The following is a 232-nucleotide window of genomic DNA, read 5'->3' on the forward strand; positions in this document are numbered from 1 at the left end:
AGACTGCGCTTGAGCAGGATCATCCGGTTGTCAGTAAGATTGACATCGATCCGGGCGTGCTTGAGGAAGTGATGCTACCGGCTAACGGTATTCGATGGGGTTACTGGCTGAAGCATCACTGCGTATGCGTTTACGGTGAAGACCTGCGCGATCGCTTTGAACCCTTCAGGCCCTCAAGGGACATAGCCGTTGCCGTTAACGGTGATTTTCTCGAAGTACTTAACGGCTACGT

General features: G+C 52.6%; 1 protein-coding gene. It reads left to right on the forward strand.

The features are described from left to right. Positions 1 to 232, forward strand: a 232-nt coding sequence (locus SB659_RS20630; RefSeq protein WP_410551793.1) for a hypothetical protein, incomplete at both ends; no start/stop codon positions are given.

The organism is Arthrobacter sp. SIMBA_036 (assembly GCF_046535135.1).
GTDB lineage: Bacteria > Actinomycetota > Actinomycetes > Actinomycetales > Micrococcaceae > Arthrobacter.